Annotated in this window: 16 protein-coding genes; 11 read left to right on the forward strand and 5 right to left on the reverse strand. The window is 60.6% G+C overall.

Annotated elements, in window-relative coordinates:
• The first annotated feature begins 115 nt into the window (after positions 1 to 115).
• From JAO77_RS17825 to JAO77_RS17845, 5 genes are all read left to right on the forward strand, one after another.
• Positions 116 to 697: a nitroreductase family protein gene (locus JAO77_RS17825; protein ID WP_198991755.1), complete on the forward strand. Its 582-nt coding sequence runs from the start codon at positions 116 to 118 to the stop codon at positions 695 to 697.
• Between the two features lie 70 nt (positions 698 to 767).
• Positions 768 to 1,163 (forward strand): SMU1112c/YaeR family gloxylase I-like metalloprotein, encoded by a 396-nt coding sequence (gloA2, locus tag JAO77_RS17830; RefSeq protein ID WP_198991756.1) that lies wholly within the window; start codon positions 768 to 770, stop codon positions 1,161 to 1,163.
• A gap of 30 nt (positions 1,164 to 1,193) precedes the next feature.
• Positions 1,194 to 2,141 (forward strand): hypothetical protein, encoded by a 948-nt coding sequence (locus tag JAO77_RS17835; protein WP_198991757.1) that lies wholly within the window; start codon positions 1,194 to 1,196, stop codon positions 2,139 to 2,141.
• A gap of 148 nt (positions 2,142 to 2,289) precedes the next feature.
• Positions 2,290 to 3,255 carry an aldo/keto reductase gene (locus JAO77_RS17840; RefSeq protein ID WP_198991758.1) on the forward strand — a complete coding sequence of 322 codons (966 nt, stop codon included), beginning with the start codon at positions 2,290 to 2,292 and terminating at the stop codon, positions 3,253 to 3,255.
• A 58-nt stretch (positions 3,256 to 3,313) separates the two neighbouring features.
• The gene (locus tag JAO77_RS17845) at positions 3,314 to 4,345 is read left to right on the forward strand and encodes an NADP-dependent oxidoreductase (protein ID WP_198991759.1); all 1,032 of its coding nucleotides are present in this window, start codon (positions 3,314 to 3,316) and stop codon (positions 4,343 to 4,345) included.
• Between the two features lie 176 nt (positions 4,346 to 4,521).
• On the opposite strand, the gene JAO77_RS17850 is transcribed toward JAO77_RS17845, so the two are convergent.
• Positions 4,522 to 5,619 carry a transglutaminase-like domain-containing protein gene (locus JAO77_RS17850; RefSeq protein ID WP_198991760.1) on the reverse strand — a complete coding sequence of 366 codons (1,098 nt, stop codon included), beginning with the start codon at positions 5,617 to 5,619 and terminating at the stop codon, positions 4,522 to 4,524.
• A gap of 88 nt (positions 5,620 to 5,707) precedes the next feature.
• On the opposite strand from JAO77_RS17850, the gene JAO77_RS17855 reads away from it, so the two are divergent.
• The 3 genes from JAO77_RS17855 (at position 5,708) to JAO77_RS17865 (ending at position 7,836) form a co-directional block, all read left to right on the forward strand.
• A complete protein-coding gene (locus JAO77_RS17855; protein WP_198991761.1) occupies positions 5,708 to 6,427 on the forward strand; it encodes a DUF421 domain-containing protein in 720 nt (239 codons plus the stop codon).
• A gap of 42 nt (positions 6,428 to 6,469) precedes the next feature.
• Positions 6,470 to 7,333 carry an AraC family transcriptional regulator gene (locus JAO77_RS17860; protein WP_198991762.1) on the forward strand — a complete coding sequence of 288 codons (864 nt, stop codon included), beginning with the start codon at positions 6,470 to 6,472 and terminating at the stop codon, positions 7,331 to 7,333.
• 104 nt (positions 7,334 to 7,437) lie between these two features.
• Positions 7,438 to 7,836 carry a DUF983 domain-containing protein gene (locus JAO77_RS17865; protein WP_235998494.1) on the forward strand — a complete coding sequence of 133 codons (399 nt, stop codon included), beginning with the start codon at positions 7,438 to 7,440 and terminating at the stop codon, positions 7,834 to 7,836.
• A gap of 67 nt (positions 7,837 to 7,903) precedes the next feature.
• Here the strand turns inward: JAO77_RS17865 and JAO77_RS17870 are convergent, their stop codons facing one another.
• Entirely contained in the window at positions 7,904 to 8,983 is a 1,080-nt protein-coding gene (locus JAO77_RS17870; RefSeq protein ID WP_198991763.1) for an NAD(P)-dependent alcohol dehydrogenase, read from the reverse strand.
• A 202-nt stretch (positions 8,984 to 9,185) separates the two neighbouring features.
• Between JAO77_RS17870 and JAO77_RS17875 the strand changes: the two genes are divergently transcribed.
• The gene (locus tag JAO77_RS17875; protein ID WP_198991764.1) at positions 9,186 to 10,088 is read left to right on the forward strand and encodes an NAD-dependent epimerase/dehydratase family protein; all 903 of its coding nucleotides are present in this window, start codon (positions 9,186 to 9,188) and stop codon (positions 10,086 to 10,088) included.
• Between the two features lie 109 nt (positions 10,089 to 10,197).
• Here the strand turns inward: JAO77_RS17875 and JAO77_RS17880 are convergent, their stop codons facing one another.
• Positions 10,198 to 10,800, reverse strand: coding sequence for an FMN-dependent NADH-azoreductase (locus JAO77_RS17880; protein ID WP_198991765.1), 603 nt, complete (start codon positions 10,798 to 10,800; stop codon positions 10,198 to 10,200).
• Between the two features lie 355 nt (positions 10,801 to 11,155).
• Between JAO77_RS17880 and JAO77_RS17885 the strand changes: the two genes are divergently transcribed.
• Together JAO77_RS17885 and serA are read left to right on the forward strand one after the other, a co-directional pair.
• Complete coding sequence (locus JAO77_RS17885; protein ID WP_198991766.1) at positions 11,156 to 11,806, forward strand: outer membrane beta-barrel protein; 651 nt, start codon at positions 11,156 to 11,158, stop codon at positions 11,804 to 11,806.
• A gap of 336 nt (positions 11,807 to 12,142) precedes the next feature.
• The gene (gene serA, locus JAO77_RS17890) at positions 12,143 to 14,044 is read left to right on the forward strand and encodes a phosphoglycerate dehydrogenase (RefSeq protein ID WP_198991767.1); all 1,902 of its coding nucleotides are present in this window, start codon (positions 12,143 to 12,145) and stop codon (positions 14,042 to 14,044) included.
• Positions 14,045 to 14,090: 46 nt separating this feature from the next.
• Here serA and JAO77_RS17895 read toward each other — a convergent pair whose 3' ends face one another.
• Both JAO77_RS17895 and JAO77_RS17900 read right to left on the reverse strand, forming a co-directional pair.
• On the reverse strand, positions 14,091 to 14,480 hold the full coding sequence (locus JAO77_RS17895) for a hypothetical protein (RefSeq protein ID WP_198991768.1): 390 nt from the start codon (positions 14,478 to 14,480) through the stop codon (positions 14,091 to 14,093).
• Between the two features lie 163 nt (positions 14,481 to 14,643).
• A complete protein-coding gene (locus JAO77_RS17900) occupies positions 14,644 to 16,410 on the reverse strand; it encodes an FG-GAP-like repeat-containing protein (protein ID WP_213019423.1) in 1,767 nt (588 codons plus the stop codon).
• Positions 16,411 to 16,596 lie beyond the last annotated feature (186 nt).

Consider the following 16,596-nt stretch of genomic DNA (forward strand, 5'->3'; position numbering starts at 1 on the left):
CTGCCCTTGCGAGCGCAGCGAAGCAATCGCACCTGTTCAGCCACGCCATTTGGGTGCGCTTGCTTCGCTGCGCGCGCAATGACAGTCCATTAGAAATCACTCTTTAGTTCGTTACATGTCCTTCAATCCCCAGCAGCTCAACGACCTTATTCGCACGCGGCGCAGCGTCTTTGTGGCGCAGTTCGAACCCGGTAAAATCATCCCCGACGACATTATTTGGCAGCTGCTCGAAAACGCTAACTGGGCGCCCAGCCACAAGCGCACCGAGTCGTGGCGCTTCACCGTGTTCACGGGCGCAGGCTTGCAAAAGCTCGCTGATTTTCAGGCCGAGCTGTACAAGCAAACGGCTGGCCCCAAGTTCAGCGAGGGCAAGTATGACAAGCTGCGCGAGTCGCCAGGGCAGTGCTCGCACGTCATTGCCATCGGGATGAAGCGCGTAGACCAAGGCCTACCCGAAATCGAGGAAGTAGAAGCCGTGGCCTGCGCCGTGCAAAACCTGGCGCTGTCGGCCCACGCCTACGGCGTAGGTGGCTTTTGGAGCACCGGCGGCGTCACGTACACCGACGAAGCCAAGGCATTTTTCGGCCTCGGGCCCGAGGATAAATTACTTGGTTTCTTTAACCTAGGGTATCCGCGTACCACTGTGCCCGATGGCAAGCGTAGCCCCATAGCCGAGAAAGTAAGCTGGGTAGCGTAGCGCGAGCTTTCAGTCGGCGAGTGAGGGTGCCGACCACTCGCCGACTGAAAGTATGCCCTACTTTCGCCCCATGACTACTCCCCTGCTTGGCGTGCACCACATCGCCATCATCTGCGCCGACTATGCGCGCTCCAAAGCCTTTTATACTGAGGCCCTAGGTCTCGAAATTATCCGCGAGGTGCACCGCGCCGAGCGCTACTCTTACAAGCTCGATTTGGCGGTGCAGGGGCAGTACGTCATCGAGCTGTTTTCTTTCCCTAATCCGCCGCCGCGCGCCAGCCGGCCCGAGGCGCAAGGCCTACGCCACCTGGCCTTCGCGGTGGCCGATGTAGAAGCCGCCATCGCGCACCTGGGGGCGCACGGCGTGGCGTGCGAGCCGGTGCGGGTCGATGAGTTTACGGGGCGGCGGTTTACGTTTTTCAGCGACCCCGACGGACTGCCGCTGGAGCTGTACGAGGTAGCTTAGGGCTCTCAACTAACCTCGTGCGTTAGCTCTATGCCGAAGCTCTACCTCTGCGCCCTGCTCCTCATGCTGGCTAGCTGCGCCGGTACCCGCTCTACCACCCGCCTGCGCGTGGCCGCCGGCTACTGCGACCCGCCCCTCTCCTACCGCTACGACCCGGCCCTGCTGCCCAAGGCCAATTTTGAGGCGGCCCTAACGCCCGCACTGCTGGCTCGCTACCCGCGCCGCAACCTACTGGCGGCCAATGCGGCGGGTATTTTGCCGCAGCTGCAAGAGCTGCTGACCCTGGAGCAAACCGCCCGCCGCCAGCCCAGCACCGCCGCCGACCTAGCCGTAGTGCGTCAGCGCCAGCGCATCATGGCCCAGGTAATCCTGGTGAGCACCGCCGTGGCCAGCGTGGCCGCCGAGCTCGACTGCGAGGGCGAGCGCGCCGACCAGGTGGCGGGCTACCTCAGCGAGCAGGACGACCGCCGCACCCAGCGCTTCAACGTGCTGTCTATTGGCATTGGGGCAATCAGTGGCATTGGCACCACGGTTCTCGAAAACAAGTCGGCGCAGTACGCCTTTGGCATTGGGGGTGGGCTGCTGGCAGCGGGGCTGGGGCTGCTGACCCTAGGCGGCGAGCACACGGCCGAGTTTAAGCATCCGCGTAATCTGCTGGCCGATGTTTGGGGCGAAAAGCCTGCATCTGACGTGTTTTCGCCCAGCGTGTGGTACATGCTCACCGAGCCGGCGTTCAGCAACAGCGGTCAAACTAGCCTGGCCCACAACACCCGCCAGCGCTGGGAGCACTACGGCCAGCTCGCCCGCCCCGAATCAAAGAAGGGCCGGCAGTTTGCCGCGCTGCTGTTCGGTCAGGGCGGCCAGTACTCGGCCGAAGAGCTCACGGTGCGCGCCAACATGCTGAACGAGCTGCAATCGGCCGTGCGCCTGCTCAACCAGGAGTTGCAAGGCCTGCTGCTAGTGCTGAATAAGGAGTAGCATGACAAACGTTGTTGAATGATAACCTAGGGTAGCCCTAAGCTTGGTGAAGTAACCTAGGTCGCGTTTGGGAGTTATAAACCACGAGGCAACGGCGGCTTGGCGCCTGCGCTCCGCGCAACGACTCCTTCATTCGACGATTCAACTTATGGCAACCCATCGTGAACTTGGCCACTCGGGCCTGCACATCGCCCCGCTGGTGCTGGGCGGCAACGTATTCGGCTGGACGGCCGACGAACCGACTTCCTTCGCCGTGCTCGACGCATTTGTGGCGGGCGGCGGCAATGCTATCGACACCGCCGACGTGTACTCGGCCTGGGTGCCCGGCCACCAGGGCGGCGGGCAGTCCGAAACCGTGATTGGCAAGTGGCTCAAGCAGCGCGGCCGCCGCGACGACGTGCTCATTTTCACCAAAGTGGGCATGGACCTAGGTGATGGCAAGCAAGGCTTGTCGAAAGCCTACATCAAGCAGGCCGTGGAGGCGTCCTTGAAGCGCTTGCAAACCGATTACATTGACCTCTACCAGAGCCACAAAGACGACGAGAGCCTGCCCGTAACTGAGCCGCTCGAAGCTTACGCCGAGCTGCTGAAAGAAGGTAAAATCCGGGCCATCGGCGCGTCCAACTTCAAGCCCGAGCGCCTGCAAGCCGCCCTCGACGCCGCTCAGCACGGCCTGCCGCGCTATGAAAGCCTCCAGCCCGAATACAACCTCTACGACCGTGAGACCTTCGAAAAAGACGACCTAGGCATTGTGCAGGCCAGCGGCATCGGCGTGATTCCGTATTTCGGGCTGGCCGCCGGCTTCCTCACCGGCAAGTACCGCAGCGAGGCCGACTTGCAGAAAAGCCAGCGCGGTGCGGGCATCGGCAAGAAGTACCTCAACGACAAAGGCTTCCAAATCTTGAAAGCCCTCGACGCGGTGGCCGACCGCCACTCGGCCACTCCGGCCCAGGTAGCGCTGGCCTGGCTGATGCAGGCGCCCGGCATCACGGCGCCCATAGCAAGCGGCACCAGCCCCGGCCAGGTGCAGGAGCTTACCGAAGCCATGGACCTTCAGCTCACCGCCGCCGATGTGGCCGAGCTGCAAGCGCCCGCCCCTGCTAAAGCCGCCTAGTTTTCCATCAAAAAGCGCCGCCTACCTAGGGCGGCGCTTTCAGTTAGTTACATTCCCTATGTCTTATTCCAACAATCGCGTGCTGCTGGCCTCGCGCCCCAAAGGCCTGCCCCAGCCCGAAAACTTAACCATCGAAACTGTTGAGGTGCCGCCCCTCACCGCGGGCCAAGTACTTGTCAAAGTCGACTTAATCTCGCTCGACCCCGCCATGCGCGGCTGGATGAATGAGGGCAAAAGCTACGCGCCGCCCATCGGAATCGGCGAGGTGTTTCGGGCGCTGGCAGCAGGCCAAGTCGTGGAGTCGCAGCACCCCAGCTTTGCGGTGGGCGACTACGTGACGGGCGTCCTAGGTGCTCAGCAGTACGTGGTGCGCGAGGGCGACGCCGCCCAGGACCCCGCTAACCCCGCTTACCTGCTCAAGGTTGATACCAGCCTCGCGCCCCTCGAAACCTACCTGGCTACCCTCGGCATGCCCGGCATGACGGCCTACTTTGGCTTGCTCGACACCGGCCAGCCCCAGCCCGGCAACACGGTAGTGGTGAGCGGCGCGGCCGGCGCCGTGGGCAGCGTGGTAGGCCAAATTGCCAAGCTCAAAGGCTGCCGCGTGGTGGGCATCGCCGGCGACCAGGCCAAGGTGGATTACTGTGTCAACGAACTGGGGTTTGATGCCTGCATCAACTATAAAACCGAGGACGTGGCTGCCGCCCTGCGCGCCGCCTGCCCCCAGGGCATCGACGTGTATTTCGACAACGTGGGCGGCGAAATCCTGGACACGGTACTGCTTCAGATTAATTTGAAGGCCCGCATCGTCATCTGCGGCGCCATCTCACAGTATAACAACACGGCCCCGGGCAAAGGCCCCGCCAACTATATGATGCTGCTCGTGAACCGCGCCCGCATGGAAGGCATTTTGGTGGGCGACAACGCCGCCCGCTTCGGCGACGCGGCCCGCGAAATGGCTGGCTGGCTGCGCGAAGGCAAGCTCACCACGCCCAAAGTGCAAACCGAGCACGGCATCGAAAACTTCCTCCCCACGCTGAATAAGCTGTTTTCGGGCGAGAACTTCGGTAAGCTAGTGCTGGCGCCCTAGTCTTCATAGGTAGTGTACTAGCTACATAATAACTACTAAAAACCGTAACCAAAAGCCGGCTGTCATGCTGAGCTTGCGAAGCATCTTATCACGCTAGGATGAGTTATTCCAACGTGAGAAGATGCTTCGCAAGCTCAGCAGGACAGCCGGGTTTTTAGGTGGCTAATATGCCTTGATTACTTCTCCGCTACGTCTTCAAACGTGTAGGTGCGGGCCACATTTTCTATCGGCTGGCCGTCGGCCTCGGCGTAGGGATACACGAAATAATTGAGCGGCGGTCCGGCTTGCTTGGGCATCAGCGTAAGGTCGCGGCCGCGGGTAAACTCAACGCGGTTTTCGTCGTGCGCGCCGAAGAAGTACTTGCGCTTGTCGGGGTTTTTGGCTGCCTCCGAGGCATCGACGGGCACCCAGCCGGTTTCTTTCGTGAAAAACTCGGCCCAGCAGTGGTAGCCTTTCACCTCACCCTTGCCGCGGTCGGCGGGCAGCGGCAGGCCGATGCTGAAGCGCGCCGGGATACCTAGGGCCCGGCAATAGCCGATGACGATGGCGTGGAAGTCGGTACAGTTGCCGCGCCGGGCGTCGCAGGCGTAGTAAATGTCGCCGCGGCCCCAGCCCTGGCCAGTTTTGTCGTAGGTCACGGTGCTGACTACGTGCTCGTAGATGGCGCGGGCCTTGGCCAGTGGCGTGGTGGCGTGGGCGTTGGCTACCACTTCCTGAGCCTGGGCCTTGATTTTAGCGTCGAGCGGCACCAACCGGTCGGCCGCTAGCCAGCGCTTGAGATTGGGGTCGGTGGCTTCGGTTTCGGCGGGGGCGTGGTCGTCAGTGGCGCGCAGGTTGAGATGCTCGCGCCGCGTAACCTGGGCCGTGAGCGTGACGGTGAACGGCTCGATGGGAGCAGCCGGAAGCTGAGCAACTTGCTTAGAGGTAAGAGAAACATCTGGCACAACTGAGGCAGCCGATACTATTAGGTGCAGGATTTTATTACCGTAGAGGTCAGTCTCGATGGTGTAATTGGGTCCATCGACCTGCGTATCCCCCGCTTTGCGAATCCTGTAGGGCGCAGATGCCTCAATCTTGAGGTCGCGAATATTCTGGCTTTTGTCGTTGTGCGGCACCGGCATCCAGAACTCTACCTGCTTAGTGCCAACCGACTGCGCGGGCACCACGGCCTTGCACGTCAGCAAAAACGTGCGGCTGCGCGGCGCGACTGTGGTAGTGGCCGGCGCGGCGGCGGTAAGCAGCAGCGCGGTAGCGGCGAGCAGCGGGTATCTCATAGCGGAGGTTATCGTAAAAGCAGGCTGTAAAATTACGGGCTGCCGCCGGGCGGCTGTTCCTACCTACTCCTCTACGCGCTTTTAGTTTATGCTGCTCGCCGCCACGCCGCTCGTGCCCTTCGACTGGCACCGCATCATCTGGACGCCCCGCACGCCCCCGGCCTACCTAGGCGAAATTGTGTTTCGCTGCGTGGTTATGTACTTTATTATCATCATCGCACTGCGGGTCACGGGCCGGCGCGGGGTGCGGCAGTTGTCCATTTTTGAAATCAGCCTGGTGCTGGCGCTCGGCTCGGCGGCGGGTGACACTATGTTTTACGGTACTACCTCGCTGCTCTATGCGGCGGTGGTGTTCGTGGTCGTCACGGGCCTGTACTGGCTGTTCAACCTGCTCACGCGGCGCTTTCCGCGCCTCAGCGACTGGCTGGAGGGCAAGCCCGTGCTGCTCATTGAGGATGGCCGCATCAAGCTTGAAAACTTTAAGCAGCTGCGGCTTACGCAGAAAGAGCTGTTTGGCGAGCTGCGGCAGCAGCAGGTCGAGCATCTGGGCCAGGTGCGCCTGGCCTACATGGAAGCCACCGGCAGCCTGAGCGTCTATTTCTACCCCACCACCGACCCCGTGCAGGCGGGTCTGCCCATCAGGCCCGAGCGCTGCGAGCGCCTGCTGCGCCGCGCCGATACCGCCGGCCCCCACGCCTGCTACTGCTGCGGCCACGTGCAGCACTTGGCCACCGACACGCCCGCCACCTGCCCCGGCTGCCTACGCGACGAGTGGCTGCCCGTGAGCACCGCCGAGCGGGCAGGCTAGCCTTAGTTAGCATCTTTGCACCTAGGTATCCTATTCGCACGTTTGAAAGCCCCTACCCCGCCGGTGCTGGCGCTGGCCCCGTTTCCGCACGCCCGCACGCCTTACTATGCCGAGCAGCTGCGCGCGCACGTCGAGCGGTTTCCGCACGTGAATGCGCCGCACGGGCACTCGTTTTACCTGCTGCTGTATGTCACGCAGGGCTCCGGCACACACACCGTGGACCTGGTAACGTATGACCTAGGGCCGGGCAGCGTGTTCTTTCTGGCGCCGGGGCAGGTGCACCAGTGGCACCTAGGGCCCGATGCCGAGGGCATCGTGGTGTTTTTCGAGCCCAGCTTTTACCAGTTTCGCTACCCCGAGCGCGACCTGCTGGCGCTGCCTTTCTTCGACAATGCCCACCCGCCCGCGCTTTACTTGCCGGCTGCTAATGAGCTAGCACCGCTTTTCGAGCAGCTGCTACACGAGTACCAGACCGACCACCCTAACCAGGTCGAGGTACTACGCGCCTACCTAGGGCTCATCCTGGAGCTGGCTACCCGCTACTACCCCGCTGCCCCGGCCACTACCGAGGCTGGCCTGGCCCAAAGCCAGATTCGGCAGTTTGGCGCGCTGCTCAATCAGCACTACCGCACTCGGCGCGGCGTGCGCGAATATGCCGAGCTTTTGCACCTCACGGCCAACTATCTCAACGCCCTTTGCCGGCGCGTACTGGGCCAAACCGCCAGCGACCTCATCCACGCCCGTGTGGTGCTCGAAGCCCAACGGCTGCTCACGCATACCGCCCTGAGCGTGGCGCAAGTAGCCGATGAGCTAGGCTTCGACGACCCGTCGTATTTCGGGCGCTACTTTCGTAAGTATGTGGGCCTGAGCCCCGAGGCGTTTCGGCAAAAAGGTAACTTGTCCTAGAAGAGGCCGTAATTGGGCTAGTCGGGTGGGGTGCGCGGGTCGGACCTTTGTAGTGCCCATTCGGCTAGTGCCCTTTGTGGCTTCACTCCTTGACTCCTACCATCATGGCTGCCCCTGCCTCTCCCACGCTTGCCCTGCTTTCGCTGCGTTGCCCCCACTGCCACGAGGGGCGCTTGTTCACGCATTCAGCCTTCAACCTGGCGCACTTTACCGACATGCCCGAGCATTGCGAAGTGTGCGCCGTGCCCCTCGAGCCTGAGCCCGGCTTCTACTGGGGCGCCATGTTTATCAGCTACGGCTTCAACGTGGCCACGGTGCTCACGATAGGCGCGCTGCTCTACTTCGTGGGCGGCGACCCCGACGTGTGGGTCTATGTGCTCACGGTGGCTGGCGCGGCGCTAGCGCTGGCCCCGGCTGCTCTGCGCTACTCGCGGGCACTCATGCTGTACTGGTTTGGCGGGGCGCGCTACCGCTTCGACCCAAGGCGGTTAGCCAGGGCTTAGCCCTAGGTACCCAAAAAGGCCCGGCGCTACACGTAGCGCCGGGCCTTTTTTAGTGGGTTATACGCTGCTACTCAGCGTTTTTCAGCGTGGCCATGTCGATGACGTAGCGGAAGCGCACGTCGTTATCGAGCATCTTGTCGAAGGCCTCGTTGATGTCCTGCATGTTTATCACCTGCACCTCGGGCGCGATGTTGTGCTCGGCGCAGAAATCGAGCACCTCCTGCGTTTCAGCAATGCTGCCGATGATGGAGCCCGAGATAGAACGGCGGTGCATGGCAACCTCCATGTTGTTGACGGGCAGCTTATACGGCCCTAGGAGACCCACCGTCGTGAGCACGCCGTTGCGCTTGGCCAGCTTCACATAGGTGTTGATGTCGAAGGCATCGGGAATGGTAATGAGGATGAAATCGTACTGCGACTCGTGGGCTTCCATCGCCTTCGAGTCGCTCGAAATCAGCACTTCGTGCGCGCCTAGCTGCTCGGCAGCCTCGCGCTTTTTCTCGTCTTGCGTGATGGCCGTAACCGTGGCGCCCAGCGCCCGCGCCAGCTGTACGGCCATGTGGCCCAGCCCGCCAATGCCCACCACGCCCACGCTTGTGCCGGGGCCTACATTCCAGTGCTTAAGGGGCGCGAAGGTGGTAACGCCCGCGCACAAGATGGGTGCAGCGGCCTCAATATTCAGCGCCTCCGGAATGCGCAACACAAACGACTCCTTCACCACGATGTCGGTGGAATAGCCACCGAAGGTGTTAAAGTCCTTGTTCTGGGGCTTCATGTAGCCGTTGTAAGTGGCCGTCCAGCTCACGGGACCTTCGCAGTAGTTTTCTTCGCCGTGGGTGCAGGGCTCGCAACTGCCGCACGAGTCGACCATGCAGCCTACGCCCACTAGGTCGCCCACTTTGTACTTGGTCACAGTGCTGCCTACTTCCTTTACCCGGCCCACCACCTCGTGGCCCGGCACGCAGGGATAAATTGTGTTCATCCAGTCGTTTTTGGCTTGGTGCAGGTCTGAGTGGCACACGCCGCAGTACAGCACCTCGATGTGCAGCTCGTCGGGCTTGGGCGCGTAGCGCTCGATTTCCATCTCCTTGAGGCCGTTGAAGATGGAGTTGGTAGCGCCGTAGGCTTTTACTTTGTAGGCTTCCATGAAATCTGGTTGGTTTTAAAGAAAGAGAGTGATACTCTTGTTTAAACGCCCGCTAGCTGAGGGGGTTGGGCGTCCAGCTTATAAGATTTGGGGGTAATAGACGCGTACCGCGCCGCCGGGCCGGCTTTTGCCGTATGCTTCCGCAAGGCCGGGCGGGCAACGCAAGCGGCGCTGCCCGGCAGCTGGTCCTTTTCCTTTTCTTATGAGCAACCAATCACAAGCCCCGCGCCGCCGCGTGGCCGTAACCGGCGGCACCGGCAAGCTGGGCCGCGTCTGCGTGCAAGACCTACAAGCCCACGGCTACGACGTATTTGTCATTGACACCGTGGCGCCCGCCAAAGGCATTCCGCACATCATCGCCGACCTCGCCGACTTTGGCCAGACGCTCGACGCGCTTTCCTCAGTGGGGTTCGACATCCACGCAGGCGTGGGCAACGATGCCTTCGACGCCGTGGTGCACCTAGCGGCCTTCCCCACCCCGCGCCAGTACCCCGATGCCCACTTGTTTCAAAACAACATGATGGGCACCTACAACGTGTTTGAAGCGTCTCGCCGCCTGGGCATCCGCAACGTCATCTGGGCCAGCTCTGAAACCACCCTAGGCGAGCCTTTCGAGAACGACGCGCCCTACGCCCCCGTGGATGAAGACTACCCCCTGCGCGCCAAAAGCGCTTACGCCCTGGCTAAGGTTTTGATGGAGGACATGGCCCGCCAGTTTTGCTACCAAACGCCTGACCTCAAGCTCATCGGCCTGCGCTTCTCAAACGTGATGGAGCCGCAGGACTACGAAAAATTTGCCAGCTACCAAGCCGACCCTGAAGAGCGCAAGTGGAACATGTGGGCCTACATCGACGCCCGCGACGGCGCCCAGGCCATCCGCAAAGCCCTTAAGTGGGAGGCCACCGGCATGCACCCCTTCATTATCGCCAACGCCGATACGGTGATGGAAAAATCATCAGCCGAGCTCATGAAGGAAACATTGCCCGGCGTGGAGGTGCGCAAGGACCTAGGCGAGCACGAAACGCTACTTTCGATAGAAAAAGCCCGCCGCGTACTGGGCTACGAGCCTACGCACACCTGGCGCGACAAGGCCAACTGGAAATAACTGCCTAAAAAAGACGCAAAAAACCCCTGCTTTTGGGATGCTGCTACCGAATAGCGGCATCCCAAAAGCAGGGGTTTTTATGAATTAGCAAGTTGCTAATCAGCAACCACTACGCCGTGATAGTCACGCTATCCAAGCCTTTTTGCACGGCGGTGTCTTGCACGCCGGGAATGGCGAGGCCTTCGGCACGTACTACGGTCACATCGGTCATACCTAGGAAGCCGAGCACGGCTTTCAGGTAAGGAGCTACGAAGTCGTAGCCGGCCGACGGGCCTTCCGAGTAGATGCCGCCGCTCGACATAGCCACGTACACTTTCTTGCCGGTGATGAGGCCTTGGGGGGCACCATCGACATACTTGAACGTGATGCCGGCGCGGGCAATATGGTCAACCCAGGCCTTCAGCGTCGAGGGGATGCCAAAGTTGTAGAGCGGCGCGCCAATCACGATGATGTCGGCGTCCTTAATCTCCTGAATGGCATCGTCGGAGTGCTTGGCAGCGGCCGATTGCTCGGGCGTGCGGCTTTCGGCCGGCGTGAAGAACGACTGGAGCTTGGCCTCCTCCAGGTGCGGGAAGGGGTTGGTAGCCAGGTCGTGCACCACTACGTTGCTGCCGGGATGGGCGGCTTGCAGCTTCTCGATGATACCATTGGCAAGCTGGATGCTAGCCGAAGCCCCTTTGCGCGGGCTGGAAATGATGTGCAGAATATTCATAAGATAGTAAGGGTGGCCAGTGGCCGGTAGAAATGACAGCTTGATTACGGCTACAAATGTACATACATTTTATGTACCTACATCGTTCTACGGCTTGATATATTTTATCTATTTCTGCCTGCTAAGGCCATTTCTTTCTTCGGCCCGCGCAGCCGGATTAGCGCCTGCAAGCCCAATCTGCCCAGCCGGGCCTATAGCGCCTATGGAAGCGGCCTGCGCAGACTTATATTTCTCATTCACTTGTGCAGCCATAAAGTCGGGCTTACCGTTTAACGCGCTTGTGCTACCTGCCCAGCTTATCGGGCTTGGTTGAGCAGGCGCATTTTCGTTTTTATCACCCTGGCATTTCTTCTTTATGAAGCACTTTTTCCTCCCCGCGGCGCTCGTGCTGAGCGCCCTCACCGCCCATGCACAAAAAGGCTCGCTCTACATAGGTGGGCAGGCCGGGTTCAATAACACCACGACCACTGCCGACAACGGCAGCATTAGCACCACTACCAGCAAGCTCAGCAACTGGAGCTTTTCGCCCGAGGTTGGCACCTTCCTCAGCAACCAACTGCAACTTGGCGTAGGCTTCACTTTCAGCGGCTCGCGGCAAGAGACGCCCGCCAACGGCATTAACATGGCCGCTATCACCAACCGCTACGGGGGCACAGCCTACAGCCGTTACTTCTTCGGTGAAGGCAACTTCCGGCCCTTCGTCGGCCTCAACGTGTCGGTGCTACCCGGCAACAGCCGCACCGAAAATACCGGCGCCGTAAACTCGACTACTAGGTACAGCACCTTCGACTTCGGTACCAACCTCAACGCGGGCTTCGCTTACGGCCTCAACAAGCGCCTGGCCGTGGTGGGCTCGTTTGGAACATTCGGCTTCCAGCGCTCGACCTCCAAGCAAGACGATACCAATAACAAAACCACGACTACCAACTTTGGCCTCAATGCCAACACCCTAGGTAACTTGTTTACGGTGGGCGTGTACTATACCTTCCGGCAGCCAACCGAGTAGTGTCAAATGCGGCGGCTCGCATACGCTGGCTAGCTCAGGCTACCGATTGGTGATAAAACCCGCTAGCCAATGTAGTTGCTTTTTAAGTTCTTGGTAGCAGCAGGACCACTAGCTCTCAGCTACTGAGAGTGAGGCTTTGGTTAGGCCACCTATTAGTACCGCTTCGTGCTGCATAAATCATAGCAGCTGGCAGAACAATCGGCTTCTGGCTCGCGAAAGCGGAGCCAGAAGCTTGACTGACTCCTTCTTAAGCTAGCTTGTTTCAAATTTGGTAAAATTTGAATAAACTGCATTGACATAGTCTGACAAGGTAGCGCCCGCCCCATCTTTGCGCTCATGCCTGACCCTGCTGCCCCTCTCCCCTATCTCGTTTTCGACTTCGATAGCACTTTTACCCAAGTAGAAGGCCTCGATGAATTAGCTGCCATTGCTCTCACCGGGCAGCCCGACCAGGCCCAGCGCGTAGCCGCTATCAAGGCGCTCACCGACCAGGGCATGGCCGGCGAAATCGGCTTCCAGGAATCCTTGAGTAAGCGGCTGGCACTGCTGGGGGCGCACCAGCAGCACCTAGGGCCATTGGTGGCCCACCTGCGCGGCAAAGTGAGCGAGAGCATCCGCCGCAACGGCGACTTTTTCCGGCAGCACGCCGACCGCATTTATGTGGTAAGCAGCGGCTTTCGCGAGTTTATCGAGCCCGTGGTAGCCGAGTTTGGCATTGCGGCCGACCACGTCCTGGCCAATACCTTCACCTTCGATGCGAACGGCGCCATCACGGGCTGCGATGCCGGCAACGTACTGAGCCGCGACGGCGGCAAGATTCAGCAGCTAAAGGACTTGCAGCTTGATGGGCCGGTGTACGTGCTCGGCGACGGCTATACCGACTACCAGATTCGTGAGGCCGGCCTAGCCAAGCGCTTCTACGCCTACACCGAAAACGTGAGCCGCCCCACCGTAGTGGCCGCCGCCGACGAGGTGATCCCGACTTTTGACGAGTTTTTGTATCAATTGAAGCTACCCATGACCCTGAGCTACCCCAAAAACCGCATCAAGGTATTGCTGCTCGAAAACCCCGATGCCCGCGCCGCCGAGCTTTTCCGCCAGGAAGGCTACCAGGTGGAGTTGGTGCCCGGCGCCCTCGACGAAGACGAGCTGATTCAGCGCATTGAAGGCGTGAGCATCCTCGGCATCCGCTCGAAAACCAACGTGACCGAGCGCGTGCTGGCCGCCGCCAACCGCCTCATCGCCATTGGCGCCTTCTGCATCGGCACCAACCAGATAGACCTGCCGGCCGCCATGCGCAAGGGCGTGGCCGTGTTCAACGCCCCGTTCTCGAACACCCGCTCGGTGGTCGAGCTGACCTTGGCCGAGTTGATTGTGTTGGCCCGCCGCATTCCGGAGAAGAACCCCAAGATGCACGCCGGCGAGTGGGACAAGTCGGCCAAGGGTGCGTTTGAGGTGCGCGGCAAAACGCTAGGCATCATTGGCTACGGCAACATCGGGGCGCAGCTGTCGGTAGTGGCCGAGGCCCTAGGCCTGAAAGTGCTGTACTACGACGTAGCCGAAAAGCTCCAGCTCGGCAACGCCACTAAGGTGAACATGCTGGAAGAGCTGCTACCTCAGGCCGACATCGTAACGCTGCACATCGACGGCCGCCCCGAAAACAAGAACTTCTTCGGCGCCAAGCACTTCGCCCTGATGAAGCCCGGCGCACTGTTTATCAATAATGCCCGCGGCCACGTGGTAGACGTGCCGGCCCTGGCCGAAGTACTGCACAACGGCCACCTAGGGGGCGCCGCCATCGACGTATTCCCCTACGAGCCCAAGACCAACCAGGAGGTATTTGAGAGCGAGCTGCGCGGCCTGCCCAACGTACTACTCACGCCGCATATCGGCGGCAGCACGGCCGAGGCCCAGCGCAACATTGCCGAGTTTGTGCCCGAGCGCATTATGCAGTACATCAACACCGGCAACACCCAGCAGAGCGTCAACTTCCCCAACATTTTGCTGCCCACGCAGCAGGCGCACCGCCTCATCCACATCCACGCCAACGTGCCCGGTGTGCTGGCCAAAATCAACAACGTGCTGGCCGCGCACCACGTCAACATCCTGGGTCAGTACTTGAAAACCAACGAGCTGGTGGGCTACGTGATTACCGACATCGACAAGGCCTACGACCAGGATGTGATTCAGGCCCTGCGCGAGGTCGAGCACACCATCAAGTTCCGGGTGCTGTATTAGGCAGGAAGCAGTAAGTGAGCCATGTAGCAGCTCGAAGGACGGGATTTTACTCCCGTCCTTCGAGCTGCTCTTCTTCGGGGGCAGCTGGTTGCTGGCTGGCCAATAGCTCGGGGGGCAGGGCCAGCACCGACGGCAGCGGAATTTGCCATACCTCAGCCGCTGGAATATGCGATTTCATCTCATTCTGCAACTCGCCGAGCAGTTGCAAGGCGTCGCCGGGTGGGCAGTTGTGCTTGTGCATCAAGTGGCCCGTAGCCAAGCTTATCCATTGGTCGATGCTTTGCTGCACTAGCAGCAACATTGCATCGGGCGCCTCGCGCAGCTGCGGCTGCTGCTGGAGTAGGGCATTCTCTTCTAGGTGCAGCCGAATGATATTCAGGCACAAGGAAAAAATAGTTTTATCGCGGCGCAACTGGCGCAGGCGGAGAGCAGCCATAGAAACGTGGGTAGGGCGGTAAGGAAGGCTGTAAAGGTAGAACGGGCGCGGGTCGCTCCGTTACTTTTCGGCTGCTAGGCGCTGCCCTAAACAGAACAGGCTGCCCCACTAGGTAGCGGGGCAGCCTGTTTGGTGAAAGAAGTGGTGAGTTGGCTTGCGAAGATTAGTTGCGCACTACGCGCTGGGTGCTGGCGCCAGTGGCCGTAGCCACCCGCAGCAGGTACACGCCGGGGGCTAGCGTGGGCAGCTCGGCCAGGGCCTGAGGAGCGGTCCCCAGCTGTATGGTGCGGCTGTACACGGGGCGGCCGTCGGTGGTGAGCAGGGCTATGGTGGCAGCCTGAGCTTCGGCGCCAGGCAGGGCCACGTTCAGCTCGCTGGTGAAGGCAGTGGGATAGGCCACAAGCTTGGCAGTAACCTGGGCGGCGGGGCGGGCGGCCAGTATAACCACCGGCGAGTAGGTAGCCGTGCCGTCAAAGTCTACTTGGCGCAGGCGGTAGTAGCTGGTAGCCGTGGCAGCATCGTCGATAAACTGATAGCTACGAGCAGCCGTGGTAGTGCCGGCAGCAGCAAGCTGACCGATTTTCACGAATGCCTGCCCATCGGCCGAGCGCTCTACCTCGAAGTGGTCGCTGCTGGTTTCGGAAGCGGTAGCCCAGCGCAGCACGTTGCCAGCGCTACCAGCCTGGCCGGTAAAGGAGGTGAGCACGACGGGTAGCGGGGCGGGGCTGGCGAGGGCACCCGAAGCCAGCGAGGGCTGGGTGGCCGACTGTGCCTGCTCGAAGCGGTAGATGGTGCCGTTGGCGTTGCCCACGAAGAGGTCAAGCAAGCCGTTATTATCGATGTCGGTGATGGAAGGGGCGGCGTAGGTGCCCACGCTGATGGTGGTGCCGTTGCTTTTCAGAAAGTCTACCTTCTTGAAAACAGCCGAGTTAGCAGTCGTTTGCGTGTAGAGGATGATGTTGCCAGCCTGGTTGCCCAGCAGCATGTCGAGGTAGCCATCGCCATCGTAGTCGGTCAGCAGGGGCTTGTCTACGGCACCAGCGTCGATGATGGCGCCTAGGTTGTCGCGCATCTGGCCTAGGGCAGAGAAGGTGGCCGCGTTGGCGGCGGTTTGCTCGTAGCGGCGCAGCGTGCCATCGTTGCTGCCTACCAGCACGTCGAGCAGGCCGTTGTTGTCGAGGTCGGCCACCGTGGGGCGAGGATACGAGCCGCCGTTGGGGGCACTTGAGGTAGCCGCACCAATGGGGTTGGTGAACAAGACACTGCGGTTGAAGGTCTGGGCGCCGGCGGCCGTTTGCTCGTAGCGTAGCACGCTGCCGTTTTCTTCGCCTACTAGCAGCTCGAGCAGGCCGTCGCCGTCGAGGTCGGCCACGGTGGGCTTGGCAAAGTTGCCTACGTCGAGGGTCGTGCCATCGGCGTTTTTCAACAGGGTGCCTGTGCCAAACGTGGTTGCGTTGGCGGCCGTTTGCTCATACACCATAATGGTGCCATCGCCCTGGCCCTGAATAATCTCTATCCGACCATTGCTATTGAGGTCGCCCATGGTGGGCGTCGAGTAGCTGCCGGAAGCCGATGCCCCCGTGACGCTGGCCGAAGACTGACCGTAGCTAACCGACGACGACTTGCGGGTGATGCCGAGCTTATTGTTGGAGATGGCCGTGCCATCGGTGGTGGTGATGCGAATGCGCCCGGTAGCGGCGGCCACGGGCACTATCACCCGCATCGAAACGCCCACTGGCGTACCTGTTACCTTCATAGGTTGCCCATTAATCATGACCGATTTAACATTGGCCAACCCCGTACCCGTGATATTAACAGTGGAGCCGGCGGCGGCTTGGGCTGGCGAGAAGCCGGTAATGGTTTGGGCGTTGGCAGCTACCGGTAGCAGACCTAGGCTGGCTAGGGCAAGGCGGCGGAATGAGGGCAACAAAACGGCAGTAGGCAGGCGGAACATAGTAGTGCAGAAGGAGGCGTAAATAATATATCAGAGCAGAAAGCATTGGCATCAAATAACTATCTTACAGATAGTAGCATCCTTTAGTAGGAGGCTTAGATGGCCGCTGCTTTTTAGTGATACAAAATTATTTTACCCCTTCAGGCCCGGTTGGCCGTTCTC

Origin of the sequence: Hymenobacter sp. BT559 (assembly GCF_016427535.1) — a bacterium.
In the GTDB taxonomy this organism is placed as follows: domain Bacteria; phylum Bacteroidota; class Bacteroidia; order Cytophagales; family Hymenobacteraceae; genus Hymenobacter.

What these genes read in the sequence shown, in the direction of transcription:
- JAO77_RS17850 (WP_198991760.1), bottom strand. Translation starts at nt 5,619, where the DNA reads ATGAGATACCCGCTGCTCGCCGCTACCGCGCTGCTGCTTACCGCCGCC.
- JAO77_RS17855 (WP_198991761.1), top strand. Translation starts at nt 5,708, where the DNA reads ATGCTGCTCGCCGCCACGCCGCTCGTGCCCTTCGACTGGCACCGCATC.
- JAO77_RS17865 (WP_235998494.1), top strand. Translation starts at nt 7,438, where the DNA reads ATGGCTGCCCCTGCCTCTCCCACGCTTGCCCTGCTTTCGCTGCGTTGC.
- JAO77_RS17875 (WP_198991764.1), top strand. Translation starts at nt 9,186, where the DNA reads ATGAGCAACCAATCACAAGCCCCGCGCCGCCGCGTGGCCGTAACCGGC.
- serA (WP_198991767.1), top strand. Translation starts at nt 12,143, where the DNA reads ATGCCTGACCCTGCTGCCCCTCTCCCCTATCTCGTTTTCGACTTCGAT.
- JAO77_RS17825 (WP_198991755.1), top strand. Translation starts at nt 116, where the DNA reads ATGTCCTTCAATCCCCAGCAGCTCAACGACCTTATTCGCACGCGGCGC.
- gloA2 (WP_198991756.1), top strand. Translation starts at nt 768, where the DNA reads ATGACTACTCCCCTGCTTGGCGTGCACCACATCGCCATCATCTGCGCC.
- JAO77_RS17845 (WP_198991759.1), top strand. Translation starts at nt 3,314, where the DNA reads ATGTCTTATTCCAACAATCGCGTGCTGCTGGCCTCGCGCCCCAAAGGC.
- JAO77_RS17880 (WP_198991765.1), bottom strand. Translation starts at nt 10,800, where the DNA reads ATGAATATTCTGCACATCATTTCCAGCCCGCGCAAAGGGGCTTCGGCT.
- JAO77_RS17835 (WP_198991757.1), top strand. Translation starts at nt 1,194, where the DNA reads ATGCCGAAGCTCTACCTCTGCGCCCTGCTCCTCATGCTGGCTAGCTGC.
- JAO77_RS17885 (WP_198991766.1), top strand. Translation starts at nt 11,156, where the DNA reads ATGAAGCACTTTTTCCTCCCCGCGGCGCTCGTGCTGAGCGCCCTCACC.
- JAO77_RS17895 (WP_198991768.1), bottom strand. Translation starts at nt 14,480, where the DNA reads ATGGCTGCTCTCCGCCTGCGCCAGTTGCGCCGCGATAAAACTATTTTT.
- JAO77_RS17840 (WP_198991758.1), top strand. Translation starts at nt 2,290, where the DNA reads ATGGCAACCCATCGTGAACTTGGCCACTCGGGCCTGCACATCGCCCCG.
- JAO77_RS17870 (WP_198991763.1), bottom strand. Translation starts at nt 8,983, where the DNA reads ATGGAAGCCTACAAAGTAAAAGCCTACGGCGCTACCAACTCCATCTTC.